Below are 21,938 nucleotides of genomic sequence, written 5' to 3' on the forward strand. Positions count from 1 at the left end.
TACGGCGGTCTCCTGGACTACAATCGGCGCTTAATGCGCCTGGAAAAGGACCCGCACGGGTCCTTTCCCGTTTTCGGCATCTTTACAACCAATCTGAGGTTCAGTCATGGATTTATCCAAGGTATCCCGCGGCGACAATGTGCCGAACGAGATCAATGTCATCATCGAGATCCCGTCCCATGCCGAGCCGGTGAAATACGAGATGGACAAGGAGACCGGGGCCATGTTTGTGGACCGCTTCATGTCCACCGCCATGCACTACCCCTGCAACTACGGTTATGTCCCCCACACCCTGTCGCTCGACGGGGACCCGGTGGACGTGCTGGTCCTGGCCCCCTATCCGCTGATCCCGGGTTCGGTCATCAAGTGCCGCCCGGTCGGCGTCCTGACCATGACCGATGAATCCGGCGACGATGCCAAGATCCTGGCAGTGCCCATCGACAAGCTCTTCAAGGGCTATCACAACGTCGCGAGTTTCCGTGATCTGCCCGTGTTCCTGCTCGATCAGATCGCCCACTTCTTTGAGCATTACAAAGACCTGGACCAGGGCAAGTGGGTGCGTGTCGGCGGCTGGAAGGGGATCGACGAGGCCAAGGCGGAGATCCTGGCGAGTGTGAAGATGTTCGAGGACGCCCCGGAGAAGCCGGCGTTCTAGGGAAGTTAGGAGTTAGGAGTTAGGGGATAGGTGGGTGTTTAGGTCGTCCTCTACTCCAGCAACCATCTACTAACCCCGAACCCCTAACCCCGAACCCCGAACCCCGAACCCCTAACTCCTAACTCCTAACTCCTAACTCCTAACTCCTACCATGACCCTGACCCACTTCAACGCCGCTGGCGAGGCCCAAATGGTCGATGTGGGCGACAAGGCAGTGACGCGCCGCGTGGCGGTCGCCGCGGGTCTGATCCGGATGGACCCCAAGACCCTGGCCCTGATCGAGCAGGGCGGGCACCGCAAGGGCGACGTGCTCGGCGTCGCCCGTATCGCCGGCATCATGGGCGCCAAGCGGACCGCCGACCTGGTGCCGCTGTGTCACCCGCTCGCACTCACCCGGGTAGCGATCGAATTGGACGCGCGCGCCGCCGACTGCGCCGTCCACTGCCGGGCCACCGTCGAGACCACCGGTCAGACCGGGGTCGAGATGGAGGCCCTGTGCGCCGTCCAGGTCAGCCTGCTGACGGTCTATGACATGTGCAAGGCCATGGACCGCGGCATGACCATCGAGTGCGTGCGCCTGCTGGAGAAGACCGGCGGCAAGTCCGGACACTGGTCACGCACTGCTGGAGCTATTCCATGAACCCCCTCTATCAGGGCGCGCGCTTCCTCACCGCCGCCTCCCGCATTGAACAGGCGCCCGACGATCAAGGCCGCGAGGTCGCCTTCGCCGGCCGTTCCAACGCCGGCAAGTCCAGCGCCATCAATACCATCTGCCACCAGCGGGGACTTGCGCGCACCAGCAAGACCCCGGGTCGGACCCAGTTGTTGATCTTTTTCAACCTGGATGACGAGCGTCGCCTGGTGGACCTGCCGGGCTATGGCTATGCCCGCGTCTCCGAGGCGATCAAGCTCGAATGGCAGGCCCACATGGCGACCTACCTGGAGCGTCGTCAGTCACTCGCCGGTCTGGTCATCGTGATGGACTGCCGCCACCCGCTGGCCGACTATGACCGGCAGATGCTCGCCTGGGGCCGCCGCGCCAACCTGCCCTGCCTCCTGCTCCTTACCAAGGCCGACAAGCTCAAGCGCGGCGCCCTGCTCGCCACAACCCGCGCGGTGGAACAGGAGGCCGCGCGACTGGCCGGGAAGCCGACCGGGAAAGACGCCTGCCCGGTCGAGGTGCTGAGCTTTTCCGCCTTGGAACAGGTCGGCGTGGAGCCGGTGCAGGCTTGGCTTGATGGGCGGCTTGGGGTCATCCGTCCAGACGCGACTTGAACGGGGGGAAGTCTCCGCTGTCGCGCCTCCATCCATACCTGCTTTGACCGATGTCTGAACTCGTCAATCCCCACGACAAACTGTTCCGTGCTTTGCTCGACGACCCCATTCGCGCCGAGACGCTGATCCGCGAGTATCTGCCGCCCGCGCTCCGGGACCGCCTCGCGGATGCTCGCCCAGAACTGGTCGACGGGACCTTCGTCGATGCCCGGTTACGCGGCTCCCAGAGCGACCGGTTGTTTCAGGTCCGCCTCAAGTCCGGTAAGCCGCTGTTGCTCTATGTCCTGCTGGAGCACAAGAGTACCCCGGACCCCGGGACTCCAATCCAGCTACTCGGCTACTCCGCCCGGATCTGGGAGCGCTACGGCGAAGGCCGGACCGAGAAACTCCGGGCCCTGCCGCCGATCATTCCCTTGGTCTTCTACCATGGCAGTGCGGTCTGGCAGGTGCCCGCTTCCGTGATCGACTGTCTCGACACCGATCCGGAGGTCTTGGACCTGGTACGGGATTTTCGCTATGTGCTGCATGATCTCAAGCCCATCGCCTACGAGCGCCTCTCGGCCGAACGCGCCTTGCGGGCCGGGTTGGCGGCCCTGAAATTCGCCTTTGAGCGGGGCCTACCCCTCGCGGACATGGTGCGGATGCTGGAAGATCTACCCGACGGCGGGATGTTCGAGAAGCAATTCTTCGAGTATGTTGTGGCCGTCTATGACATGCCGGTGCAGACCTTGCTCGACGCGGTCGCACTCGCCAAACCCGAACGGGAGGAGATACTTGTGACCACGATTGCACAACAATGGGTGAACCAGGGTGAAATGCGCGGCAGGGCCCAAGGGATCAAAGAAGGCGAAGCCCAAGGCCAACGTAAGGCCATCCTGCTGGCCCTGGAGACGCGGTTCGGGGATTTGGACATCAAGGTGCGTGCCCACGTCGCAAAAATACCGGACGCCGATCTCGATGTCTTGCTCCGGCGGGTGCTGACGGCATCGACCCTGGAGGGCGTGTTCGACGATAGCCAATGGCATTGACCGCCAGCAAGCCCATCAATGTCGGTCGGCGAGACCCGGACGAATCCCTGAAAAGTGGCGGGCGACTGCGCTTTCTGGCCTCCTATTTCCGCCCCCTCTGATGCAGAGTTAGTATTATAGGCGGCATGGACGAATATCTTGATCTAGACCGCCGATTCAGTCTCCGGACAACGTACACGGCCGACCAGCTTCTTGCATCTGATGTCTTGGGTAAGCGACTAACCTGGAACAACGTGCTGGCGGGGAACTTCTCAGTCATCGTGGGCCGGGCCAACTTTGGCAAGACCATGGAGATTAAGGCCAAGAGCAAAGCCCTGCGTGCCCAGGGGAAGCCTGCGGTCTATGTTGCGCTGCACAAGGTTCTGGGAGAGGACGACATCCAGGACGCGCTGGAAGCAGGTGACCGCGAGGTCCTGTCGGCATGGAAGCAGTCGAGCGGCGAGTTGATAGCTTTCGTCGACTCGCTGGACGAGGCATCCCTTGGTACCGAAGATGGCATTCAAAAGGCGCTGCGGCGTTTGAGCAAGGCGCTTGACTGGCCGAACTCCGACGTCCGGTGGGTCCTGACCTCCCGGCCGGCCGTGCTTACGCAGGATGTCCTTGAACTGCTCGTGGCAGAGCTTCGCACCACGCTCTACAGGGTTGCCCGCAAGAACTCGTCAGACGATGAAGAGTTCGACACTGCCTTTGCTGAAATGGCCGCTGCCTCCGAAGACGACATTGAGGACGAGCAGGAGATACCTCAGGTTGAGGGCCCAGACTGGGCGATTGGCGATGTTGCGTCCGCAAACGCGGCCAGCAAGACTGAGAACAAGGCGCCAACACCTGAGCAGTTGAAAGTGTATGCGTTGCTACCGCTGGACAAGGCTGGGGCAGCCCACTACCTGGGAAGTCACCTTGGCATACCTCAACCAAAGGAGACGCTGAGCGCTGCTAGGCAGTACGGCCTCGGACGCCTTGCAGAAGGACCTGGGGGCCTGGACATGCTGGCTTACATCGACCCGGTTCAAAATCCGCCCCAGTACCTCACTCAGGTTTTCGCGAAGCTGGTCGAAGCGGTGCAACAGCAACAGCGCACCGATCCTCGTGAACGCCGGGTCGGAAGCCCGCCTCCTGAGAGTCTGGAGGAGGCTATTGAGCGTCTTGCGGGCGCCTCGGCCATTTGCCAGCTTCCCAATATTGAGCTATCACCCAAGGCGCTGCGTTATCGGGACGGCGTGCTCTCAGCGCGCCCAATCATCGCCTCTCTCGTGTCGGAGCAATCTCTGGAATACCTGCTGGGCTCGCGCCTGTTCATTGACTCAGGTCAGCACCAGGTCAAGCTCTACCCGGATGATCTCGTGCCGTTCCTTGCGGCTAAGCGCCTTGGGTCGCTCGTGAAGGGGTGCGGCCTCCGAATAATGTGCCTAACCGTAGCACTCAGCCCCAAACTGGTCGATCTTCTGCCAGAACTGTGCCCATCGTCCGGTGGTCTGCGTCAGTGCGCGTAGGCTGAGCACAATCTTGGCCCCTTTGTTCTTCCAGCGCATCCCGGAGGCACATAGCCGTTGCTTGACCAAGGTCTTGCAGGCGGCCTCGGTGACGCCCGATCCGATCGGCAGTCCCGCGGCGACGAAGCCCGGGTAGTCCATTTGATGGCGATGGTTGGTGAAGTAGGTCCAAGCGCTGAGAACGTCGTCGCGCAGCGTCTGCGAGAGGGTGTGCCGCTGCGACAGGCGCGCGGCCTCGCCGATGAGCAGGTCAAGGGCGGCGGGGTCGTGCTTGAGCGTCGTGCAGTGCGCGCTCTGCCACTGCGCGCGCGGGCCCTCGGCGTGGCGCTGCGGATGGGTCGCTTGGGCGATTTTGCCCACGTATTCCGTTGCATGGAAAAAATCGATCAACTGGCGGTCGGTGTGTTGCTCGAGGAACCGCCAGTTGCTTGCCGCCCCGTCGGCGATGCCCAGGTACAGTGCCTCGGGGAGGTGCCGCTTGACGCGTTGGATCTCGCGCTCCATGCGTTGCCGGAACTCCTGCTTGCCGTACTCGGGTGCCGCAGCGAGGTAGATGGTGTGCTGGCGCTCGCCCTCGCCGTCGTAAAGCGAGAGGGTTCCGACCATGGCTTCGCGCCAGCCCGCACTGTCGGCCATGGGGATCATGGCGCCGTCGAGGCTGACCACGACGGTCGCGATGGGCGTCTCAAGCGCCGGCATCGCGTACTCCCAGTCCTCCTCTTTGGCCGTGGCGATGGTGCCTACCCACTCCGCAACATTTTGAATATACGAGGTAGCGATCGTCCGACCGTGGTTCTGCTCAAGGTCAGTCTGCACCGCGCGCACGTTGAGCTGCGCATACTTGTGGCTGAGTTGACTGGCGAATCGGGGGGTCGCCCCGCGCACGATCCGCGCCTGGTGCTCGAGCGGACAGTAGATCCGCCCGCCGCGCGAGCTTTGGTAGACATAACGCTCGACCTCGACCGGCCCGTAAGGCGTCTGGTACTCCTTCGGATCGCGCCCGCGCGCGGTCAGCTTGATCGCGCCGACACGGATCGCACTGCCGTCGGTGTCGAAACGCTGCAGCGCCTCCTCGGTGGCGCAGCGCCCCACCGCGTTGGTGGCCTCCTGGATGGCTCCTTCCATGTCCAGCAGGCTACCGCTGAGCCGCACCGTTACCTCGACCGTCACCTCGTCACCCGAGATCCTGACTACCTTCGCCACGACTGCACCTTCTCGTCTAGTCACAGAAGGTTACGAAATACTCCTCAAAGGCACATCATGTCAAGGCCGCACCCTCGTGAAGTCTCCAGAGCACGCTCAACAGTTGCTCGCCAACTTCACCTGGCGTTCGACCACTGGCGAGTGCGGGGTCTACCGAGCACTGCTGCCCTTGGCGGGCTGGCTGGCGGTCTTCAGTGCACACTGCCGCCAGGCGATCCTGAACGTGGAGCCTCAGGCAGTCGCATTCTTCGGCGACTTGAAGAACCCACAGGTCCCGCTGGCCGAAGCTGCGAATGCACTTGAGCGCACCATTGAGCGTCTTGTCTCGTCCGGGGATTCGCTCGGGCGCTCGTACTTCACGCTTACGGCTGAGAACTTCTGGCAGGCCGCCAAGCCCGGTATAGAGCCGACGCTTAAACGCCTGTTCGAGAAATTCGGCGCCGATTGGCACGCCAGGAATGCGCTCTTGAATATTGCCGGGCACGCGTGGTTGGATCTCTACCGCGACGCGGTGCTGGATACCCACGGTCGGGATTACTCCAAATTGCTGGATGACCAACTTGACCTTGATTACATATTGTCTCTGGGGCGAAAGGATGACTTCTCCGCCCTGGGCGTCGCACTGAGGGGCAAGCCTGGGCTATCCGAAACGCGCGTGGCTCGCCTTGTGGCAACGCTCGCGTGGGAGCCTCTTGATGCCAGGTCCATCGCAGAGATCACTGGACAGCAGTTTCGCATGGGGCGAACTGCTTCCTCGATTGGTTGGATGCTTACACGCGATGTCGCGGACGAGGCGAGCGATCTTGGCCTTTACCGGCTAACTCGCTCGTTGTTGCTGCGACTTGTGAACTCCAAGGGCGGGCTAGGACACCGTGCTGACAGGTTCCGGGCCGACCGGAATTTCGTTGATCTCGTAATGGGCCTGCTCGCACTGGTCATAACACGCTCAGCGGTTGAGTCCTCGCGAGCGGCCGGGCTTTGCCTAGTGCTTAGCCGCTTTGTTAAGAAGCACCATTACAGCAGCGCGGACTCAACCAAGCTGCGAGCCGCGCTCCAAGCTAACAAGGAGGTCCGCCTTGATCTCCTTCGCGGCCTCATCCATCCCACCGACAAGACGGCTGACGGCATTTTCCAAGCGGTGTTTGTTTTCCACCACATCGACCTACAGGTTGATGGCGATGAGCTTGAGCTTGGGGAGCCAGGCTTCAGTGAACTGATTGAGCAGAGGAAGAAGCATGCCGCTGAACCACCTCGCACCCACAAGGCAACCACGCGACAGGAACGGGGACTCACCGTTGACAAGAAGTCCAAGGCAAGGCTGCTGGCGATCCTTGATGGGCTCCGCGATGCCTCAAACGAGGGCGCTCTGGCTTGGGTGGCCCAGTGGCTGAGTCGCACGATTGAGCAGTCGCGCTACAGCGAGTGCAACTTCGCACTCTTCGAGCAGGCTGCAGGCAGCGAAATTGCTCAGGCCGTTCGTGAAGGCCTTAGCACTCTCTGGCGCAGCAAGGACCCGACCTGGAATGAGGACGAACCCAACGCCACCTACGACATCACCATCGCCGGCTTGCAGGGGTTGCACCTTGACTTGGATGACGGCGTGGGCCGACCGACGCTCAGCGAGCAGCAAGTCCGCCGCGCTATTCGCTATGGCCAGTTCGAGATAAACGGCTACCCCAAGTGGTTCTGGAGCCTGGTGCGCGCCCACGCGCAGGTCGCGACGCAGGAGTTTGGTGTCATCCTAGTAAGTGCGTGCAAGGGGCAGGTGTCGCTGGACAAAGCCGATACGCTCATTCGGCACCTCAACGAAGCGCCTAAGGGCGTCCAGCAGAGCCTTGCTCGCGCAGTCTGGGATTTCATGTTGCGCAATCCCAAACTCTCCGAGTACACATCCGAGGCCGCCTTGGACCTTGCAGCAGCCAATACCGGTGCCATCGACCAAGTGACATTCGAGGGGGAAGCCTGGTGTCGGATAGGCTCCGCATTTGATGAAGAGATTCCGTCGCTTGAGGACGCGCCGGACGTGTTTGACGCCGTGGCCCAGAAGGCGCGGCAGGAGATCGAGAAACGTGTTCACGAACTGAAACGCCGACGCTCCAACGCTGCTGTCTGGGGTTGCTTCTGGTTGTGGACCTACCCAGGCACCTTTCGGCAACGGTGGGATGTATGGCGACTAGAAAACCCATGCGCGGCGGATGTCTTTATGTTTACGCTGGCGGCGCATCTTGGGGAAGACTGTGGCGCGCGCCTCAAGCAGGTAGCTGAGAAGGGCAGCATTGGCCTCAACACCCTCAAGATCCTCTACGAGTGGGTGCATTCGGTGGTCAGGGAGGAAGACGACATTAAGCGCGAGGACGGCCGCGTTTATTCACCGGGTGACCGAGACCACGCCCAAGGCCTGCGCGATGCCTTGATTCCGGCCATCTCGCACGCCAAATCCGAGCACGCCTACGAAGTCCTTGATGAGCTTCGACAGCGAGCTGCTGCCCCTAACGCCAAATATCTGCGCCACGTGCAGTTCATGATGCGCGAGGAGCAATACGCCAAGAAGCCCGTTGCGCAAGCCGACTACCCCGAGTTCGAGAGAAGCTTCGCTCCGCGCGTTTCCGATTATATGTCCTTCGCAATGGCCGTGGAAACGGACTTGCTCGCCGTGAAGAGCCAGATTGAGATAGGAGACTTCAGCCTGCGGCGCTTCTTCAACTCGCTGAACTTCAACCACATCAAGACCGCCAACGACGGGCTCGCGCTCGAAGAGGACTTCCAGGCGCTACTGGGCAGTGAGCTCAACCACGCAGCGGGCAGCCGCTACGTGGTGACGCTCGAGCCCATCCTCCCAGAGGGGACTCGCCGCGATGTGCTATGCCAGACCGGCTCGCTGCGGGCAACTGTCGAACTCAAGATGTCGCTCAGATGGACCCTGGGGGACCTCATTGAGGCATTGGAGAAGCAGCTCGCGGGGCAATACATGAGGGCGCCGAATTCAAAGATAGGCTTCTTCGTTGTCGTGCTCCAGAAACAGCGTGAGTGGGTCGGGCCGGACGACAAGCGTATCGGGTTTGATGAACTCCTTGGCATCCTGAAAAGTAAGGCTCGAGAAAAGGAGAAAACCGACAACTCCGTATACCTGCGTGTGATTGGCATTGATGCCACGCCTAAGGAGGACTTCCGTTCTGCCAGGAGTTCGAGTGAAGCCGTTACCGATGCTGCCACACCAAAATATGCTGACGACGCAGGCAACACCTGGAGCGGCCGCGGCCGCCAGCCGAAGTGGGTTAAGGATGCAGTGAGATCTGGGAAGTTGCTCAACGAACTACTCAATTCCAGAGTTCCGGGCGTCGAACCCATCGCGAAGCTGCGCAACCAACTGCGTAACGAGAAACTCCCATGAATGCGTACATCGTTGTGGAAGGCGAGTCGGATGCGGACCTGATCCGCCGACTCATCCCAGCCGAGTTCAGCGATGGAATTGCCGTGGTGGCGGCCGACGGCAGGTCGTCCGCCGTTTCTCTAAGCAGGACAATATTGGGTGCGCGTCAGACACCGACTGCACTGGTGGTTGACTCCGATACCACCAGCGAGGCCCTGACAAACGAGCAGAAGACGATGCTAAACGATTTGCTACGCTCGGCCGCCGGGGCGACTCCGTATCTGGTCGCACTGGCAATTCCCGAAACCGAGGCGATCCTGTTCTCGGCACCAGAGGTCTTGGAAAGGATCGTCGGAGCGAGTCTGAGCGAAACCGACAGAATAACCGCCAGGTTCCGACCCAAGGAAACGCTCGCGCGGCTCATCCGCCCGGCAGGAATAGCGAGCGTGGCGGATCTCGTCTCCCGCCTTAGCGAAAGCGATCTGGCCCGCCTGCGCTGCGATCGGCTGGTCGCCGACCTCATCGACTTCATTCGGGAGTCTCTCCAGCCCGCGAACGCCGGGTTCCGTCGGACCGGCTAGGAAGGCGCGGAGGCGCTTATCCGGATTTCGAGATGACCGTGGGATAGAGCCGGGCATCGACGAACTCTTTGGCGGACAACATTGAGACTTCGGCAGACCTGGCGATGGCCCATCGCCGCTTTAGCACTTCGGGTGCTATTTCGCCTCAGACCCCGGCTGCGCCGGGGTCCGAGGCGCACGAGCGGTGTTTAGGGTTGAGCCGGGGCCGGCGGTGCCGCCTGCTCCATGGCGCCCTCGTCATAGGGCATCGGCATGGGTCCGGGGCCGCCCTGGTAGGGGCCGGGGCCATAGCCCGGATAGCCGCCCTGGGGGCCATAGCCGTAGCCGCCGCGCATGGGCCGCTGCGGGGGCATTGGGGGCATCGGCGGCATCGACCAGTCGGGGTCCTGCATCGGTGGGTCGCCGGCGCCGAACATGGCCCGGACGGCTTCCAGTTGCTCGGGGGTCAGGGCCTCGACGGTCTTGCGATACTTCTCGAACTGCTCGTGGGCCTCCTTGCGGCGCTGCTCGGCGGCGACCCAGGGCGGGGTCTCCGGCAGTTCGACGCCGCGCACGGCGGCGCGGGCGCGCATCTCCTTCCAGTGGGTCTCACGCATGGCGGCGCGCTCTTCCGGCGTCATCGCCATCATCTTGTCGCAGCTCGCGCGGCGCTCGGCGCGCATGGCGTCCATCCTGGCCCGCGGGTCCTCGGCAGCGGCCGGGGCGGTCGCGGCCGGTGCGGCGGGGGGCGTGGCCACTGGGGCCGTGGCCGGCGCCTGCGCCAGGGCCGGGCCCTGGCTCAGGGCCAGGGCGAGGACGGCGGTGGAGGCGAATGATAAAACCCTGGGGGTATTGAACATCGGTTGGTTTCCTCGTCGTTGATAGCAGTTATGGGGCGGCGGTTCCGATCCCAGGACTGATCCTGAAGTGTTTATTTTATTTGGGCTTCCATGCGGGGCCAGGCACCGTCTCACGGGGGCCGGGCCGGGCGGCGCTCACTGTAACCGATTCGCCCGCGGCGGGGCAGTAGCGCCGCGTCCGCGCGCGCCGCATGCCGGTCGCAAGTTACACTACAGCGCAGCGCAGAACCCGAAACCAGTTCGAGCGCTCGCTTGCCCGCGTTGACCTGCCCCAGTTGGAGTCCCTCATGCGTATCGGCGATCTGATGAACGAGAGCGGGGTCGGATTCGGCACCAGCGGGGCGCGGGGACTCGCCGCCGACATGACCGACCGGGTCTGCTATGCCTACACCCTGGGCTTCCTGCAATACCTTCTCGCGACTGGGGCGGCAGCGCCGGGCTGCGAGGTGGGTCTGGCCGGGGATCTGCGTCCCAGCACCGGGCGCATCCTGAACGCCGCAGCCCGTGCCGCGCTGGACCTGGGGTGCCGTCCCCGCTATTTCGGCCGCATCCCCAGCCCCGCGGTGGCGGCCTATGGCATCGCCCGCGGCAGCCCGTCCCTGATGGTCACCGGGAGTCATATCCCCGATGACCGCAACGGCATCAAGTTCAATCTGCCGACCGGGGAGGTCCTCAAGGCCGACGAGGCCGGCATCCGCGCCCAGGAGGTCGAAATCCCGTCCGCGCTGTTCGACGTCGGCGGGATGTTGCGGGCCGGGGAGCCGCCCGCACTGCCGCCGCAGGAGCCGACCGCCAATGACGCCTATGTGCGGCGCTATCTCGACTTTTTCACCGCCGGCTGTCTCGCGGGCCTGCGGGTCGGCGTCTACGAACACTCCAGCGTTGCGCGGGAGCCCTATCGGGTGATCCTGGAAGGGCTGGGCGCCCAGGTGACGCGGCTTGGCTGGTCGGACCGCTTCATCCCGGTCGACACCGAGGCGATCCGCCCGGAGGACGTGGTCCTGGCGCGGGACTGGGCGGCGGGGGGGGCCTTCGACGCCCTGGTCTCCGCCGACGGCGACGGCGACCGCCCCCTGGTCGCCGACGAGACCGGCCGCTGGCTGCGCGGCGACATCGCCGGCATCCTGTGCGCCCGCCGGCTCGGGGTGCGCGCCTTGGCGACCCCGGTCAGCAGCAACACCGCGGTGGAGCGGTGCGGGGCCTTCGACCGGGTCCTGCGCACCCGCATCGGCTCCCCCTATGTGATCGAGGGGATGGGGCAGTTGCGCGCCGCTGGGCTCGCCCCGGTGGCGGGCTATGAGGCGAACGGCGGCTTTCTGCTGGAGACCCCCATCACCTGGGGCGACCGCACCCTGGCCGCCCTGCCTACCCGGGATGCGGTGCTGGTGGCCCTGACCATCCTCCTCACCGCCGTGGAGCAGGGCCGGCCCGTCTCCGCCCTGGCCGCGGACCTGCCCGCCCGCTTCACCCACAGCGACCGCATCAAGGACTTCCCGACCGCGTTGAGCGCCGCGCGCATCGCCGCCCTGACGAGCGGCGACCCCGCGCGCGACCAGGCGGCCGTGGCCGCGGTCTTCGGCCCCGCCTTCGGTCCGGTCGCCGCGCTGGATACCACCGACGGGCTGCGCATAAGCTTTGCGAGCGGGGAGATCGCCCATCTGCGCCCGTCCGGCAATGCACCTGAATTGCGTGCCTATACCGAGGCCGCCAGCCCCGAGCGGGCAGCGCAGATGAATGCGATCTGTCTGGACCTCCTGGCGGGTTGGCGCCGGGAGTGATCTTGCATTCGGACAGAGAGGGAATCCGCAACGACAAGGATCGTGCTTAACTTGCTCTCGACTCGTTACTAAGGGGGACCCCCCGAACCATGCCCGCACGCCAGACCAAACACGAGTTCAAGACCTGCCCGCGCTGCGGGCGCTTGTTCGAGTGTAAGCTCAATAACCCGGTGCATTGCGACTGCGCCCGGGTCGTGCTGCCGGAGGAGACCATGCTCGCGATCCAGGAACGGTTCCGGGACTGCCTGTGCCTAGTCTGTCTGACCGAGCTGGCGGACGGCGCGGACCTGGCGGGGGCCGGTGAGCGGGGCGCATCCGGGGACGCGCCGATCGGCTGAGGTTCTTTGCCTTCCATCTTTGTTGCACCAGGGCGGTTCATCCTGGCGGGAGTCCCCCGGCTGCGTCGACCCCTGAGCGCTGACTCCTATGACCCTCTCCATCCGTGCCAAGCTCTTCCTGGCCCTGCTCCTGGCCTGCCTGCTGGTGGTGATCGGCACCCAGGCCTTCGTGCGCTGGTCGCTGGAGCAGGGGATCATCGAGCTGGCGGACGCGCGCGAGTCCGAGCGCATTGCGGAGATCGCGGAGCGGCTCACCCTGGTCTACGCCCAGGACGGGTCCTGGGAGGGGCTGCGCGGGGACCTGCGGCGCTGGGTTGCGGCACTGGTCGGCCGCGACCTCGGGCGCGCTGCGGACCCGGCGCCGGGGCGCCCGGGGTCTGATCCGGAGCCCGGTCGGGGGCCGCGCGCGGGTCCCGAGGGGTCGCACCGGGACCGCCCGCCGCCCTGGGTCCGCCGGGTGCTGGCGCAGCCGGGGCCCTGGCCGCCCCCGCTCGCCTTGGAGCACCTGCGCGACCGGGAGCGCCCCATCCCGCCGGAGTTGCGGCTGATGCTGCTCGATGCCGCGGGGACCATCGTCTATGGCCGGGAGGAGCTGCTTGCGGGGGCGCGGCGCCAGACCCTGGAACTGGACGGGCAGCCCATCGGCAGCCTCGCGATCCTGCCCGGCAGGCCTATGACCGAACTGCGGGAAATCCAGTTTCAGGCGCGTCAGGGCAGCCGCCTGTGGATCATCGCACTCGGGATGGTGCTGCTCTCCGGTTTGCTTGCCTCCCCCCTGTCGCGCTGGCTGGTGCGGCCGGTGCGCCGTATCCAGGAGGCGACGCGGCGGCTCGCCGCGGGCGACTTCAGGGCCCGGGTGCGGGTCCAGGGGGGCGATGAACTCGCCCGTCTGGGGCTTGACCTCAACGCCCTGGCCGCGACCCTGGAGGGTAACGAGCAGGCGCGCCGCCGCTGGGTGGCGGACATCGCCCACGAGTTGCGCACCCCCATCGCCCTGCTGCGGGCCGAACTGGAGGCCATGCAGGACGGGGTGCGACCGCTGGGGCGGGCGGGGGTGGACGCCCTGCACGCCGACGTGCTGCGCCTGGGCCGTCTGGTGGGGGACCTGCACGAGCTCTCGGTGACGGACCTGGGGGCCCTGAGCTATCGGATGGTCGAGACCGATGTGCGCGAGTTGCTGGCGGCGGACCTGGACGCCTTGCGCCCCCGCTTCACGGCCGCCGGGCTGCGCCTGGATTTGCACGACCGGGCGCCGGTGCCGCTCCTGCTCACCGCCGACCCGGACCGCCTCTCCCAGGCCATCCGCAACCTGCTTGCCAACAGCCTGAAATATACCGACCCGGGCGGCGGGCTCACCGTGACCCTGGGCGCCGCGGCGGGACGGGTGACCCTGGACTTCGAGGACAGCGCCCCCGGGGTCCCGCCGGAGTCCCTGCCCCGGCTCTGCGACCGGCTCTACCGGGTCGAGGGCTCGCGCAGCCGTCACACCGGCGGGGCGGGCCTGGGGCTGGCCATCGTCAAGAACGTGGTGGAGGCCCACGGGGGCCGCATCAGCGCCGCCGCCGCCCCCGCCGGGGGCCTGTGGATTCACATTGAATTGCCCACCTGAGAGATGCCCATGAACAGCCCGCAGCGCGTCCTGATCGTCGAGGACGAAGAGCGCCTGGCCGCCCTGGTGGCCGACTATCTAAAGGCGGCCGGGTTCGCGGTCCACCTCGACTACGATGGCCTGGGGGTCCTGGAGTGGGTGCGCGCGCACCGGCCGGACCTGATCATCCTGGACCTGATGCTGCCGGGGAAGGATGGGCTGACCCTGTGCCGGGAGGTCCGGGCCGAGAGTCAGGTCCCCATCATCATGACCACCGCCCGGGTGGAGGAGATCGACCGGCTGCTCGGTCTGGGGCTGGGTGCCGATGACTATCTGTGCAAGCCCTACAGCCCCCGGGAACTGGTGGCGCGGGTCAAGGCGGTATTGAGGCGCAGCGCGGGCGCCACGCCCGGCGGCCCCGCGGCCGTCGCCGACCCCGCCGACACGGACCCCTTGACCCTGGACCCGGACCGCCTGCGGGTGACGGCCGCCGGCCGGGATATCGAACTGACCGCGGTGGAGTTTGCCCTGCTGGCCACCCTGCACCAGGCCCCCGGCCGGATCTTCTCCCGGGAGCGGCTGATGGAGCGTATCTACCGCGACCATCGGGTGGTCTCGGACCGCACCATCGACAGCCACGTCAAGAAGCTGCGCCGCCGCCTTCAGGAACTGCTGCCGGAGCGGGAACTGGTTCACTCGGTCTATGGGGTCGGTTATCGGTATGAGGACCGGTAGCGACCGCGCGGTTCCCGCGCGCGGTCGCTTTGGTACCTAACAGAAACGTGAGCGCCTCCCCCCAACCCAACAAAGGAGCGGCCTGGTAAACCCGTAACGCGCGCACGGTGTTGACAAAAAGGTCCTATTATCGCCGGACGGGCTGATCAATTTTTTTGGTCACCAAAGACCTCGCCGAAGAACGCGAGGGGTACGAGCAGGCGTCGGCCGAAGCACCTGAACAGCGGGCGTTGGCCGAGGAACGGGGCCGCCGCGGCGAGGCCCAAGATGCGGAACTTCGGGACCTGCGCCGGCAGGCCGGGGAGACCGCCGCGGAGTTGGGCCAGGTCCGCGGCCACTTTGAGGCCCTGCGGGGGCAGGTCGAGGATCTGCGAGATGCGCGAGCCCGCATTGAGGCCGAGCGCGACCAGGCACGGGCGGCACTCCAGGAGGCCCACGGCGAGGCCCAGGAACGCGCCCGGCGCATTGAGGCCCTCGGGGGGGCGACCTAGAGGCCCTGCGGGGGCAGGTGGCCGCGTCAGCGCTTGAGGGCGCCCGGTCTGAGTGGGACCCTGGACCGGGCGCGTCAGGACGCCGCAGAAGCCGAGCGCCGGGCCGGCGCGGCAGAGACCCAGGCCGAACGCACAGCCGAAGCCCTGGAGGTTGCACAGGCAGCCCAAGCCGGCGCCGAGCGGGTCGCCGTGGATCTGCGCCTGGAGGTGGCCACCCTCACCGAGCGGGCGGCTCATGTCGCCGATTTACGCGCCATCATCGCGGGCTCACAGGTTGGCGCGGAAGTGCGGACGGATGCGTCCGCTCTGGAGCTTGAGGCTGTGCCATCGCTGAAGCCGAAGACTCCAGTCCGGCGCCGGCGGCAGGACCATGCCCCCACGGGTGCGACCGACTGAGGCACTCCCTTAGTAGGCAGAGCAGTAGTCTGCGGGCATATTGTAACGCTGCATGTTTGCAACGCTGCGCATAACAACCAATGCAGTATCAGACTACGCAGGTAACTGCGCTACATAACAATAACTGCATGTAAGAGTGCTGCGCGTAGCAACCAATGCAGCGTAGCAAAAAATTACCTATGTGAGAGTTTGACAATTCGGGCGGACCGGGCAAAGATGCATCCGTGCCCCCCCACGGGTGAGACCGACTGAGGCACCCACTTAGTCAGACAGAGCAGTAATCTGCGGGCATACTATACGCTGCACATAACGAATAAGCGTTTATCCGTCGTGCGCGCCCAACTGACCCCGAGTCGGAGCGCGACGCCGCGCGCGCACGACGGATAAACGTTTGTTGGACTAATCCGCTCCTGGCACGACGCCTGCTGCGGCCGCGGTCCTCTTTAAGAGAGGGAATTGTATCCCTGAGGCCGGGGCGCCGGTCGGTCCCGGACCACGTTGCAGCACCCGGATGCCGCTCGGTGCGGCACCAAGCGGGCCTCCGCAGGGCTCCGCGGGGCTGGACAACGGGCTATTGAGGACGAAGTGTAGCCCATTTCCCGGATGTTGGGCGAGCGCGAACGCAGGCCGCGGGCGGCCTGTCCCGGACGGCCGGCGGGCGCTGAGGCTTAGCAGGTGGCGGGCATCAGCGAAACCCCCTGACCACGCCGTAGCGGGGCCAGGTGCGCGGTGACGTGCAAGCGCCCAGTGCGGCACTTGGGACAGGGATAGCCGTCAAAGGGCGCCGTCGCCGCCGGTGCCGTGGCGGGTTCCGGCGTCGGCGGCGGGGCCGCCAGCGCCGCACGGATCAGCGCCAGACAGCGCGCCCGGCAGCGGTTGGCCAGGAAACCGAAATGACGAACGCGCATGAACCCTTTGGGTAAGACGTGCAGCAGGAAGCGCCGGATCAGTTCCTCGCCGGTCAGGGTCATGACCTTGTTGCGACTGCCGTCGCGGTAGTCCTTGTAGCGGACGTCCACCGTGTCGTCCTCTTCATCGAAGGCCAGCAGCCGCCGGTCCGACAGGGCGATGCGATGGCTGTAGCGGCCCAAGTACTCGATCACGGTGTCGGTGCGCGCCAGACAAGGCTTGGAATAGACCACCCACTCGGGCTGCATCAGGGCGTTGAGGACGCGGTCAACCTCCGCGGCCGTGAGGCGCGACAGTCGCCCGTCTTTGAAGGCCCGGCGCAACCGGCTGACCAAACCGCCGCGGAAGTGCCGCGACAGCGCCCGCACCGGGAACAGATAGGTACTCTTGGCCGGATGCCAGGTCCCGTCGGCGCCAAAGGCCCCGCCCGGCACCAGACAGTGCAGGTGGACATGGCGTACCAGCGTCTGCCCCCAGGTGTGCAGCATCGCCGTCATCCCCAACTGCCCGTCCAGGCGCTTGGGGTCCTCAGCGAAGGCGGACAGGGTCGCCCACACCGTCTCGAACAGCAAGGCGTAGATCACCTCGGGGTGGACCTCGACCCAGCCGTTGAGGGTGTCGGGTAGCGTGAAGACCAGATGGTGATAGGTCACCGGCAGCACCGCCGCACGCTGGCGTTCGACCCATTCCTCGGAGGCCCGGCGTTGGCAGCGCGGGCAATGGCGATCACGGCAGGCGTGATAGAGGAAGGGGCAATCCCCACACTGGTCGCATTCCAGGGCGAAGCCGCCCAGCGCGGCGGTACGACAGTCCAGGATGTGATGACAGACCTGCCATTGGTGCGGGCTCAACGGGTGATGTTCGGCATAACCGGACAGGCACGCCGCCATGACCGCTTGCAGGGAGGTATTAGCCATGGCCGGCCTCCAATTGGGCAAGCAGGTCCAGGGTCCCTTCGCCCTCGCTGGCACTGGGCAGCCAATGCACATAGCGCAGGGTGGTCTGGATGCTGCGGTGGCCCATCAACCGTTGCAGGCGCTCCACCGACAACCCGCCCGCCAATTGATGGGTGGCGTAGGCGTGGCGCAGCCCATGGATCCCGCCGACCGTGGTTACGCCGGCCTGGCGCTTGGCGTCGGTGAAGGCCTTCTGCAAGCCGGTCGGCGACAGCGGCGTCCCGGCGCGCCCGGCGAACAGCCAATCCGCTGGCCGATAGAGGCGCCAATAGTCCCGCAACGCCTCCAGCAGGGTCGGTGAGAGTGGGACCAGGCGGTCCTTCGCCCCCTTGCCCTGGGTGATCCGCAGCAGTCGGCGCTCGCCGTCGATGTCCTGCACCCGCAGGGCCAGGACTTCGCTCAGGCGCAGTCCGCAGCCATAGCAGACCGTCAACATCATGCGGTAACGCGGATTGTCGCAGGCGGCCAGGATGGCGGCGACCGCGCCGCGGGTGAGCAGCTCCGGGATGCGCTGCGGGCGCTTGGGTAAGGTGACCTCCAGGTCGACCGTCGGCCAGCCGAGCACCCGCAGATAGAAGAAGCGGATGCCGTTGTACATCAGCCGCACGCTGGCCGGGGCCAAACTGCGCTGCACCACCAGATGCTCGAAGTAGCGCGTGAGATCGGCGTGCTCCAGGGTGTCCGGGGAGCGCCGGGTGAATTTGGCGAGGTCACGCACCGCGTCGAGATAGCTTTCGTGGGTGCGCGGCGAGAAGCCATGCATCTGCATGGCCGTGATCATCTGCTGACGCAGGGGTGTCATCGTCTGGTTCTCGGTCAACGACCCGGAGTGGGCCGTTACGAGTGTGGACGATGGGGGACGGGGCGGGGCCGCGGGTAACCGTGGGACGGCTGGGCTTATCCGCGCTTCATTCGCTATTCAATGGCGCTGCGGGATGGCCGCGGAAGGCCCCGCGGAGCGGATTAGTTCAACAACAACTGCATGTATAACATTACTGCGCGTAACAACCAATGCAGTATAAGACTACGCAGGTAACTGCGCTGCGTATAGCAACAACTGCACATTAATAACACCGCACACGGCAACCAAAGCAGTATAGAAAAATGCTTGATGGGGGAGGTTGACGATTCGGGTGGGGCGGCATACCTTAAAAGGAAAGAGACTAAACCTGAAGTTTCCGGGTTCTGAAAGCTGGCCAGGGCCAGGCACTTGGGGCCGGGAGTTTTCGCAGGGTTTGGCTGGATCTTCGCAAACCCCTCGAAAATCCCCCCAGCGTAACCCCCCGCCGTTCTGGTACCCCCCTGGAAAAGCCGGAAACTTCAGACTAAACTTAACAAGCATCAAAAACCGGGGATAAAAATGAAGATTGTAAAAACTGCGCCCGCCGTGCCGGCGAAGGGTGCGGCCTTGACATGATGTGCCTTTGAGGAGTATTTCGTAACCTTCTGTGACTAGACGAGAAGGTGCAGTCGTGGCGAAGGTAGTCAGGATCTCGGGTGACGAGGTGACGGTCGAGGTAACGGTGCGGCTCAGCGGTAGCCTGCTGGACATGGAAGGAGCCATCCAGGAGGCCACCAACGCGGTGGGGCGCTGCGCCACCGAGGAGGCGCTGCAGCGTTTCGACACCGACGGCAGTGCGATCCGTGTCGGCGCGATCAAGCTGACCGCGCGCGGGCGCGATCCGAAGGAGTACCAGACGCCTTACGGGCCGGTCGAGGTCGAGCGTTATGTCTACCAAAGCTCGCGCGGCGGGCGGATCTACTGTCCGCTCGAGCACCAGGCGCGGATCGTGCGCGGGGCGACCCCCCGATTCGCCAGTCAACTCAGCCACAAGTATGCGCAGCTCAACGTGCGCGCGGTGCAGACTGACCTTGAGCAGAACCACGGTCGGACGATCGCTACCTCGTATATTCAAAATGTTGCGGAGTGGGTAGGCACCATCGCCACGGCCAAAGAGGAGGACTGGGAGTACGCGATGCCGGCGCTTGAGACGCCCATCGCGACCGTCGTGGTCAGCCTCGACGGCGCCATGATCCCCATGGCCGACAGTGCGGGCTGGCGCGAAGCCATGGTCGGAACCCTCTCGCTTTACGACGGCGAGGGCGAGCGCCAGCACACCATCTACCTCGCTGCGGCACCCGAGTACGGCAAGCAGGAGTTCCGGCAACGCATGGAGCGCGAGATCCAACGCGTCAAGCGGCACCTCCCCGAGGCACTGTACCTGGGCATCGCCGACGGGGCGGCAAGCAACTGGCGGTTCCTCGAGCAACACACCGACCGCCAGTTGATCGATTTTTTCCATGCAACGGAATACGTGGGCAAAATCGCCCAAGCGACCCATCCGCAGCGCCACGCCGAGGGCCCGCGCGCGCAGTGGCAGAGCGCGCACTGCACGACGCTCAAGCACGACCCCGCCGCCCTTGACCTGCTCATCGGCGAGGCCGCGCGCCTGTCGCAGCGGCACACCCTCTCGCAGACGCTGCGCGACGACGTTCTCAGCGCTTGGACCTACTTCACCAACCATCGCCATCAAATGGACTACCCGGGCTTCGTCGCCGCGGGACTGCCGATCGGATCGGGCGTCACCGAGGCCGCCTGCAAGACCTTGGTCAAGCAACGGCTATGTGCCTCCGGGATGCGCTGGAAGAACAAAGGGGCCAAGATTGTGCTCAGCCTACGCGCACTGACGCAGACCACCGGACGATGGGCACAGTTCTGGCAGAAGATCGACCAGTTTGGGGCTGAGTGCTACGGTTAGGCACATTATTCGGAGGCCGCACCCCCGGCGAAAGTCATCATTGTCCGGCCATTGAATACCAACCCACTGCCGCCAATGCTGAAAATTAGTGATTCGCGTCCGCTGTCATCCGCGCAACCGATTCTGCAAAACTCCGCTACTCCCGTATCATCCTCCAATGTTGGGGAAAGTCAGGGCGGAAGAGTAGTAAGGACTGGAGCGTCGAAGCCAATATCTAAGCTAATGAAAAAGCCAACCATAGAGGATTTCTCTATGGAGGAATTCTTGGATAAGCTGTCTTCTACGGGCTGCCTAGAATTGGATCTTCCGGAATGTAAAGAAAAAGAGTTCCGGAGAGCCGTCAGTAAAGCTAGAGCTAGCTATACTAAAGATGGTGGCGATACCCGGAAGGCACGTTCCGAAGTAATCAATAGATTTTTAGATCAGGGCGGGCGCAAAATGGTTACGCTGCGGTATTGTGTAAAGGGGGTTTTATTTCAATCAAAAGGGGTTTTATCAAAAAAATACGGAATAACTAATGTTCGCGATCCTAGTTTGAACCCTGTTGAAGATGAGCTTGACTGAGTGCTGGCTCGCCGAACAATCTGACGTGTCAATCGCGAGGCTCGGGCTAAATGATTTGCTTCGGATGTGATGGTCGTTCCAGCCGCGATCGATGCCCCGATGAGATATCCAGTCGGGGCGCCGATCGACGCTAGACAATCCAAATCATGCCAATTCGGCTTCTCTGGAAAAATTATGAAAACGGCTCAGTGTCAATTATGGTATTTCTCGGGTGATGAAGATCGCCCGAATTGTCTCGATTGTCCAGAATGCGAAAATTATACGCTCATATGCAACGAGGATTCCAATACTGGGTTTGGATGTACTTTCTGCGGAAATGAAGATAGCGATGAAATACCGGCTACCTGCTCTATCTGTGGAGTTAATGCGACTCGCGGCGAATTATCTTCAGGGTTTTGTTATCGTTGCTCCGGCCGTTACCTTGATGAGAATGATTGAAGATTATTTTTTCCTATTAGCTAAGACCCACTACAGTCAGTCAGAATGTTTGTCAACGTCCTCTTTCCTACCGCCCTTCTTCGAGCGTTCGGCCAACAGAGGAGCACCTTATGGATTCCCACGCCTCCCGCCGTCGCGGATCGTCGACTTCGGCGAGACCCAACAGCGCACCGAGCAGGGCGGGCGGCTTCTTGGCAAGCTCCCCGGTCTTGGTGTCGAGCAGGCCAGCGAGCCCCATCAATCCCGCCGCCTGAAACATCTTGTGATCGCGGGCCTTGCTTGCAGCGTCCTTGCGCCCGGTGACGATGTTACCGGCTTTGATCTGAGCGAGCTGATGCTTCTCCGCGGCTTTCTCTGCGGTCCACAGTGCCGCAAGATCCCGCTCTTCGGCAGCGGTGCGGGTGGGTTGGTCAACGAGATCGAGCAGCAGACGTTGTTGATCGTTCGGTTCGGTGAGCCCCCGGATATGTTCCAGTCGCTTTGCTCGCCACTCGTCTTTGCTTGCCATGTTGCCCTGTCCGTTTTTTCTGGGGCCGAAACCACAA

Annotated in this window: 19 protein-coding genes; 13 read left to right on the forward strand and 6 right to left on the reverse strand. The window is 64.0% G+C overall.

Going from position 1 to position 21,938, the window contains the following annotated elements; translation table 11 throughout:
• Positions 1-106: 106 nt before the first annotated feature.
• The 5 genes from ppa (at position 107) to THSYN_RS02325 (ending at position 4,448) form a co-directional block, all read left to right on the forward strand.
• Positions 107-655: an inorganic diphosphatase gene (gene ppa, locus THSYN_RS02305; RefSeq protein ID WP_100917715.1), complete on the forward strand. Its 549-nt coding sequence runs from the start codon at positions 107-109 to the stop codon at positions 653-655.
• 151 nt (positions 656-806) lie between these two features.
• Positions 807-1,295 (forward strand): cyclic pyranopterin monophosphate synthase MoaC, encoded by a 489-nt coding sequence (moaC, locus tag THSYN_RS02310; protein WP_100917716.1) that lies wholly within the window; start codon positions 807-809, stop codon positions 1,293-1,295.
• On the forward strand, positions 1,292-1,930 hold the full coding sequence (gene yihA / locus THSYN_RS02315) for a ribosome biogenesis GTP-binding protein YihA/YsxC (RefSeq protein ID WP_100917717.1): 639 nt from the start codon (positions 1,292-1,294) through the stop codon (positions 1,928-1,930). Before moaC ends, yihA begins: the two co-directional genes overlap by 4 nt.
• A gap of 50 nt (positions 1,931-1,980) precedes the next feature.
• Positions 1,981-2,958 carry an Rpn family recombination-promoting nuclease/putative transposase gene (locus THSYN_RS02320; protein WP_100917718.1) on the forward strand — a complete coding sequence of 326 codons (978 nt, stop codon included), beginning with the start codon at positions 1,981-1,983 and terminating at the stop codon, positions 2,956-2,958.
• Positions 2,959-3,083: 125 nt separating this feature from the next.
• Positions 3,084-4,448, forward strand: coding sequence for a hypothetical protein (locus THSYN_RS02325; RefSeq protein ID WP_100917719.1), 1,365 nt, complete (start codon positions 3,084-3,086; stop codon positions 4,446-4,448).
• On the opposite strand, the gene THSYN_RS02330 is transcribed toward THSYN_RS02325, so the two are convergent.
• Entirely contained in the window at positions 4,365-5,651 is a 1,287-nt protein-coding gene (locus THSYN_RS02330) for an ISKra4 family transposase (protein WP_100917720.1), read from the reverse strand. The two genes, THSYN_RS02325 and THSYN_RS02330, sit on opposite strands and share 84 nt — an antisense overlap.
• A gap of 103 nt (positions 5,652-5,754) precedes the next feature.
• Between THSYN_RS02330 and THSYN_RS35150 the strand changes: the two genes are divergently transcribed.
• Positions 5,755-9,042 (forward strand): H-NS histone family protein, encoded by a 3,288-nt coding sequence (locus THSYN_RS35150; protein ID WP_216644664.1) that lies wholly within the window; start codon positions 5,755-5,757, stop codon positions 9,040-9,042.
• On the forward strand, positions 9,039-9,602 hold the full coding sequence (locus tag THSYN_RS02340; RefSeq protein WP_100917721.1) for a hypothetical protein: 564 nt from the start codon (positions 9,039-9,041) through the stop codon (positions 9,600-9,602). The genes THSYN_RS35150 and THSYN_RS02340 overlap by 4 nt, the downstream gene beginning before the upstream one ends.
• A 188-nt stretch (positions 9,603-9,790) precedes the next feature.
• On the opposite strand, the gene THSYN_RS02345 is transcribed toward THSYN_RS02340, so the two are convergent.
• Positions 9,791-10,441, reverse strand: a complete 651-nt coding sequence (locus tag THSYN_RS02345; RefSeq protein ID WP_157817402.1) for a hypothetical protein — start codon at positions 10,439-10,441, stop codon at positions 9,791-9,793.
• A gap of 287 nt (positions 10,442-10,728) precedes the next feature.
• Here THSYN_RS02345 and THSYN_RS02350 point away from each other — a divergent pair, with 287 nt between their 5' ends.
• From THSYN_RS02350 to THSYN_RS02365, 4 genes are all read left to right on the forward strand, one after another.
• Complete coding sequence (locus THSYN_RS02350; protein WP_100917723.1) at positions 10,729-12,219, forward strand: phosphomannomutase; 1,491 nt, start codon at positions 10,729-10,731, stop codon at positions 12,217-12,219.
• A gap of 89 nt (positions 12,220-12,308) precedes the next feature.
• Positions 12,309-12,557 carry a cysteine-rich CWC family protein gene (locus THSYN_RS02355; RefSeq protein WP_100917724.1) on the forward strand — a complete coding sequence of 83 codons (249 nt, stop codon included), beginning with the start codon at positions 12,309-12,311 and terminating at the stop codon, positions 12,555-12,557.
• Positions 12,558-12,645: 88 nt separating this feature from the next.
• Positions 12,646-14,166: an ATP-binding protein gene (locus THSYN_RS02360; protein WP_100917725.1), complete on the forward strand. Its 1,521-nt coding sequence runs from the start codon at positions 12,646-12,648 to the stop codon at positions 14,164-14,166.
• Positions 14,167-14,175: 9 nt separating this feature from the next.
• Positions 14,176-14,880: a response regulator gene (locus THSYN_RS02365; RefSeq protein ID WP_100917726.1), complete on the forward strand. Its 705-nt coding sequence runs from the start codon at positions 14,176-14,178 to the stop codon at positions 14,878-14,880.
• Between the two features lie 146 nt (positions 14,881-15,026).
• On the opposite strand, the gene THSYN_RS33345 is transcribed toward THSYN_RS02365, so the two are convergent.
• The 3 genes from THSYN_RS33345 to THSYN_RS02385 all read right to left on the reverse strand — a co-directional run bounded on the left by THSYN_RS33345 (position 15,027) and on the right by THSYN_RS02385 (position 18,434).
• Positions 15,027-15,608 carry a hypothetical protein gene (locus THSYN_RS33345; RefSeq protein WP_157817403.1) on the reverse strand — a complete coding sequence of 194 codons (582 nt, stop codon included), beginning with the start codon at positions 15,606-15,608 and terminating at the stop codon, positions 15,027-15,029.
• 827 nt (positions 15,609-16,435) lie between these two features.
• Positions 16,436-17,593 (reverse strand): IS91 family transposase, encoded by a 1,158-nt coding sequence (locus THSYN_RS02380; protein WP_100917452.1) that lies wholly within the window; start codon positions 17,591-17,593, stop codon positions 16,436-16,438.
• Positions 17,586-18,434: a tyrosine-type recombinase/integrase gene (locus THSYN_RS02385; RefSeq protein ID WP_100917453.1), complete on the reverse strand. Its 849-nt coding sequence runs from the start codon at positions 18,432-18,434 to the stop codon at positions 17,586-17,588. The genes THSYN_RS02380 and THSYN_RS02385 overlap by 8 nt, the downstream gene beginning before the upstream one ends.
• A gap of 670 nt (positions 18,435-19,104) precedes the next feature.
• On the opposite strand from THSYN_RS02385, the gene THSYN_RS02390 reads away from it, so the two are divergent.
• Both THSYN_RS02390 and THSYN_RS33350 read left to right on the forward strand, forming a co-directional pair.
• The gene (locus THSYN_RS02390; RefSeq protein ID WP_100917720.1) at positions 19,105-20,391 is read left to right on the forward strand and encodes an ISKra4 family transposase; all 1,287 of its coding nucleotides are present in this window, start codon (positions 19,105-19,107) and stop codon (positions 20,389-20,391) included.
• 222 nt (positions 20,392-20,613) lie between these two features.
• Positions 20,614-20,955 carry a hypothetical protein gene (locus tag THSYN_RS33350; protein WP_157817404.1) on the forward strand — a complete coding sequence of 114 codons (342 nt, stop codon included), beginning with the start codon at positions 20,614-20,616 and terminating at the stop codon, positions 20,953-20,955.
• 505 nt (positions 20,956-21,460) lie between these two features.
• On the opposite strand, the gene THSYN_RS02395 is transcribed toward THSYN_RS33350, so the two are convergent.
• Positions 21,461-21,901, reverse strand: coding sequence for a hypothetical protein (locus tag THSYN_RS02395; protein WP_100917729.1), 441 nt, complete (start codon positions 21,899-21,901; stop codon positions 21,461-21,463).
• Between the last annotated feature and the right edge of the window lie 37 nt (positions 21,902-21,938).

Origin of the sequence: Candidatus Thiodictyon syntrophicum (genome assembly GCF_002813775.1) — a bacterium.
Classification (GTDB): Bacteria; Pseudomonadota; Gammaproteobacteria; order Chromatiales; family Chromatiaceae; genus Thiodictyon; species Thiodictyon syntrophicum.